Here is a 4,399-nt window from a genome sequence, read left to right on the forward strand (position 1 = left end):
TGTGTAATAAAGAGGCTTTATGAAAAAGTTTTTTAAAGTTGTAGCGATGTTAGTCGCACTATCTGTTGTTTTGATTGGAGGGCTGCTGTTTTGGGCGGCCTCTCAAACAAGTGAGGTCACTGCTGAAGCAACTCCATTTATTGAAGAAAGTGTACCTTTAATTTCAACATGGCAAATATCGAAGTTTGAGCATCTATTTAGTATCGAAGGACGCTCAGCATTAAATAGTGAAGAAGGTCAAAAAGTAATAGAGTATTTATCTAAAATAGGTGAATTAAGATCTTTTGAATCCCCAGTGTTTATCAAATCGAAATCTTCTGTTGCAACCAGTGGTGGAAGCAAAGAAATAGCGATATTTACCGTCGAAGCAAAATTTGAAAATGGTGTAGGTCTTTTTACGTTTGTTCTCTCTAAAGCTGATTCAAAATACAAAATCGACCGTATAGATCTGCATTCTAACGCATTTTTGGATATGTAGTGAAAATCACACATAACAATCTGTTTAAGAGTGATTCGCAACGCGTGGCATTTTACTATGCGTTGCGTTTTGTGTTTAAGGTGGCATGCGGGAGCTTCGGTATTGCGTTGCTCACACCTTAACAGGGCGTTATGTTGCTAGAAAAAAGGACAGTCTAATGAAGAATAATCTTGTGGTCGGTTGCACATTGCTAGGTGTTATCGCTCTGTTTTTCATCGGGAAACGTAGTGGAGAAGAACTGTCATTGGCAGCTTGTGAGGTGACTGAAAAGGTTGAAACTCCAGTTCATTTCTTTACGGATGACTCTATAAGTGAGTCAAAAATCAATGAATTCATCGACTACTCTAATCTTGTTCTTGAAAACTCATGTGTACCGATGCAACGAATATTGTCAGGCATTACTAGTCTTGACCTCACGGATTTCGAAGAAGGTGGTAGTGGTAAACTGCATCATCAGTTGGCGCAAGCTGTGGGCGACTCGGTGTTAGAACCACTACAACGTGAGGGGAGTTACTATGTGCTAGTTCTTCCTAAAGAGCACCCATTTTCACAGGACGGAAGTGCCGGTACAGCTCATGTGAATTTTAGTCGCAGTTTTCTGGTTTTATCATCTGACGCGGAAGTTCATGTACTTGAGCATGAACTAGGTCATTTGGCGTGGGCATGGCACAACGATACGCCAGATTACTGGCTTAAAGGTCAACTACTGTCAGAGAACCATAAGTTCATAAAACCCTATGCATTTGGGGCTTTGTGTCGTGAAGCAGGGACAGTGATGACGTATGCAGAAAAAGTGTTGCCAGTGTATTCCTCACCAGACATTGAATACTATGGAAAAGCCTGTGGTGATGAAGAAAAAGCAGACAATGCACGGCACATGCGAGAGTTTGCTCAGTCGCTAACCTTAAACACCGCAACATAACAAACTGTTTAAGAGTGATTCGCAACGCGTGGCATTTTTACTATGCGTTGCATTTAGTGATTAAGGTGGTATACGGGAGCTTCAGTATTGCGTTGCTCACACCTTAACAGGGCGTTATGTTTAATGATTAGGATTACTAGAAATGGAAGTCATAACCGGCCAGTTGGAAGCTAGCTCCGAAAAGGCATTAAAATCTTTGCTAAGCAATGCAATTGTAGATATTCGTTGTAGTTGCGTATCTTTATCATATATGAGTCCAGTAATAACCTGCTCATTTATGTCGATACGCCTAAGTAATAATAAGTTTTTGACTTTGGAATTTGATTGGGGAGATACCCAAGCTGGACGAAACGATGTTTATTATCTTGAGGCGGAACTAACGGAAACACCGTCAGTAGTTCAAGCTGAAATCAGTGAAGATGGAAAAAGTTGGAACTATCGTTCAGATTATTTTAGTTACGATTTAGGATATCGCGAAAAAGCGTGTGCTGTAAAAATCCTTTCAGAAACCTACGAAGATGAAATAAATAATGAGAGAATCTCATACGACGCAGGCTTAGTAGTATCATTTGAATCAGGAAAAGAATTAGCTATAGTCCACCAAGATTCAATTGTAGCGGGTCTAAAGTTCTCTAGTTTACCCGAAGTAAACAGTGAGTTAGTAGAGCCATATGTTGTTCGAAAAACTCTATTAAAGTAGAAGAAGGGATGGGGCTTTAAACATAACAAACTGCTTAAGACGGACTATCAACGCCCGGCAATCTTAGTTCTCGTTTGGTACAGAGTTTACGGTGGTTAGTTTTAGTGTGGTGTTGCGTTGCTAGCCACTTAGCAGGGCGTTATGTTCTAGAGGAAATATGGGACTAAAAAGGATTAATCACTACGTTGAAGTTCTACCCAAAATGTTTGTCGGGTGGCGTATGGGTGAAGACCTCGAAACATTGTCTGAGCTGCCCAATGGTGTCTTGTGTATTAACTTACTCGATGGAACAGTTTCCCATTCTATTGTTGGTGAGCTAGAACTGTATATTTCCAATGAGCTATCAGCGTGGTTTAGAAGCGAATCTATAAAGGAAAATATCGACTTATCAAAGTTATTGAAAGCTTGTTTAACAGTTGAATTAGATACGGATAAAGTAAAAACCATTAAAAAACGTGTAGTGCTGTTTAATTTTGACTGCACAGCGCATGTGGCAACAGTGAATAAGGTTTATGAAAGTAGATTCTCGGAAGTAACTAGGTGGCATACGAGGCTACGAACATAACAAGGCGTTTAAGGCGGATTCACAACGCTTGGCGATCTCAGTTCAAGTTAAATTTAGTGTTCAAGGTACAATGGTTTAGGCTTGGTGGTTGGCGTTGTTCACCACTTAACGCAGCGTTATGCGCCAGAGGGTGAAAGTAAATCTGAATGATTCCAAGGGTAGTTCGTTGGTGTTGTAACTGGCGGTGAAATTGAACATTTTCTAGCCGCTGATAATCCTTATGGTGAGTTTGTCGGTTCAAAATGTTTTTCGTTGGTTGATCCTCAGTTTTCTCTGGTGTTGTTCGTTCACGTGCGCTTCAATCAAAAGTCGCGTTGAAACTGCGCCCCGCTTGAGTCTGTTGGTTTACGATAGTTTTTCAACAAAGTAGTGTGTTTTTGTTTCGTTGTTGGAGCGTCTTAGTGTCCAAGTGAGTAAGCGCATAACAAGGCGTTTAAGGCAGATTCGCAACGTATAGCATTTTTGGTTTGCTTTGAATTTAGTGGTTACGGCACAATGGTTTGGGTTAAGTGGGTGCGTCGCTCACTACTTAACGCGGCGTTATGTATTATCCAAAAATTAGAGTATGGAGTTGGTTAAATGAATGAGCAGTTGGCATCTTTTGTTGGTGACGCGGTTTTAAATAACTGGTTGTCATTGATTTCATTGGCTGTCACCTTTTGTGCTGGTTTAGTCGCTCTAACTTGGTTTGTATCAAACCTCGTCCACAAACGTGAAATTCGTCTTCTAGAGCTTCAATTGGCTCATCAGAAAGACCAGTTTTCTCAGTTCGAGATGATCGTAAACCAGCGTGTTGATGCCTTGAAAGAGCAGGCGAGTCTTGTTCAAGATGCTATTGAGAATGACAATAGAAAGCATGACTTACCTAATGTAAATAAAGAAATCATGTTCTCAAAAGAACTGATAGTGTCCGAAGAAAAAGAATCAAGCATGTCAGCTTTTTTGAAAAATACCGAAGCATTGAGTGGTTTGCTTTCATCGATCATGCGCGTCATGTAATACATAACAAACTGTTTAAGAGTGATTCGCAACGCGTGGCATTTTTACTATGCGTTGGTTTTAGTGATTAAGGTGGTATGCGGGAGCATCGGTATTGCGTTGCTCACACCTTAACAGGGCGTTATATGCTTTGAACTCCTGCTAAGTCCTAGTGATACTGTTTTTATATACAGTTGTGGGTGGTATTGTTAGAATGCGATAAAAATCTTTCGGACTTTAACAATAAAAAGGACATTAACATGATTTTAAATCACGTTTCAGTAGGTACTTCTGATGTAGCGAGAGCCGTTAAATTTTACGATTCGGTTCTGTCTACATTATTCATCAAACGTGCTCACTATATAGAAAATATTGCTGCTGCTTATGGTGAAAACTTTGAGTTTTGGGTTGGTAATCCTTGTGAGGGGAAAGCGACTTCAAGTAATGGTTCACATATAGCTTTCAATGCCCCTTCTAAAGAGTCTGTTGAACAGTTTTATTCCACTGCAATTGAACTAGGTGGTACATGCGAAGGTAAGCCGGGTTTTAGACCTGAGTATGGTGAAAACTATTATGCTGCATTTATTCGAGATCTGGATGGAAACAAAATTGAAGCAGTCATAATGTAGCTTTAGCACGCATATAACAAACTGTTTAAGAGTGATTCGCAACGCATGGCATTTTTACTATGCGTTGGTTTTAGTGTTTAAGGTGGCATGCGGCAGCTTCGGTATTGCGTTGCTCACACCTTAACAG

Annotated in this window: 6 protein-coding genes; all 6 read left to right on the forward strand. The window is 40.2% G+C overall.

The genetic code is table 11. The features are described from left to right. Positions 1–19: 19 nt before the first annotated feature. Positions 20–478 (forward strand): hypothetical protein, encoded by a 459-nt coding sequence (locus tag OH458_RS21760; RefSeq protein WP_239931803.1) that lies wholly within the window; start codon positions 20–22, stop codon positions 476–478. 157 nt (positions 479–635) lie between these two features. Continuing rightward, positions 636–1,400, forward strand: coding sequence for a hypothetical protein (locus OH458_RS21770; RefSeq protein WP_269979830.1), 765 nt, complete (start codon positions 636–638; stop codon positions 1,398–1,400). Positions 1,401–1,542: 142 nt separating this feature from the next. Further along, a complete protein-coding gene (locus OH458_RS21780; protein WP_269979832.1) occupies positions 1,543–2,100 on the forward strand; it encodes a hypothetical protein in 558 nt (185 codons plus the stop codon). Positions 2,101–2,320: 220 nt separating this feature from the next. Beyond that, positions 2,321–2,665: a hypothetical protein gene (locus OH458_RS21785; protein ID WP_269979833.1), complete on the forward strand. Its 345-nt coding sequence runs from the start codon at positions 2,321–2,323 to the stop codon at positions 2,663–2,665. A gap of 579 nt (positions 2,666–3,244) precedes the next feature. Continuing rightward, positions 3,245–3,664, forward strand: coding sequence for a hypothetical protein (locus OH458_RS21790; protein WP_062905968.1), 420 nt, complete (start codon positions 3,245–3,247; stop codon positions 3,662–3,664). Positions 3,665–3,903: 239 nt separating this feature from the next. Further along, a complete protein-coding gene (locus OH458_RS21800; protein ID WP_269979834.1) occupies positions 3,904–4,272 on the forward strand; it encodes a VOC family protein in 369 nt (122 codons plus the stop codon). The last annotated feature ends 127 nt before the right edge of the window (positions 4,273–4,399 follow it).

Source organism: Vibrio sp. MarTm2 (assembly GCF_027587055.1).
Lineage (GTDB): Bacteria > Pseudomonadota > Gammaproteobacteria > Enterobacterales > Vibrionaceae > Vibrio > Vibrio sinaloensis_D.